The organism is Acidaminococcus sp. CAG:542 (genome assembly GCF_000437815.1).
Lineage (GTDB): Bacteria > Bacillota > Negativicutes > Acidaminococcales > Acidaminococcaceae > Acidaminococcus.
Map to the genome: position 1 here is coordinate 20,438 of NZ_FR902026.1, position 652 is coordinate 21,089.

Here is a 652-nt window from a genome sequence, read left to right on the forward strand (position 1 = left end):
GGGATCCGGTGGCTCCTGCCTTTGGCGCATTGAAAGACCTGCCCGGCCTGGGCGAATCCGTCCGGGTGTTCGTCCGGCAGAGAGAAAAAATCCGGGCCCGGGCAGCAGAAGGAGACTTCCTGGCACAGTATTATCTGGGAATCATGTACGCCTATGGAGAAGGCGTGGATCCATCCTATGAAGAAGCTCTGATTTGGTTCGGGAAGTCCGCTGCCCAGGGCTTTGCAGCGGCCCAGCTGGCCATGGGTTCCTTTCTCCGGCTGGTGAGTGAAGAGAAAAATGAAAGCTGGCGGGAGAAACGGCTGGCATGGTATCAGAAAGCCGCTGCAAAAGGCCATGCAGAAGCCCAGGTGCGCCTGGCCCAGGAATACCGGCTGCGCTGCCATGACCTGGAACAGGCCGGAATCTGGTATGAGAAAGCCGCCCGACAGGGCCATCCCGGGGCCTGTGAAATCATGGGACACTTTTGGGAAAGTGGATACCTGGGCCAGGCAGACCCTGCCCAGGCCCTGGTCTGGTATCGGAAAGCCTGGTTACGAGGCAGCCCCAGCGCCTGCAATGCCATTGCCAGACTGTACGAAGAAGGCAGGGGTGTTCCCCAGTCATGGAAACAGGCAGCAATGTGGTATAAAAGGTATTGGGGGAGATAGAA

The 652-nt window shown here is 58.4% G+C and carries 1 protein-coding gene; it reads left to right on the forward strand.

Features of this window, described 5'->3' with window-relative positions; genetic code table 11:
* On the forward strand, nt 1-650 hold a 650-nt coding region (locus tag QVO43_RS01520), incomplete at its 5' end, for a tetratricopeptide repeat protein (RefSeq protein ID WP_288174303.1).
* Nucleotides 651-652: the final 2 nt, after the last annotated feature.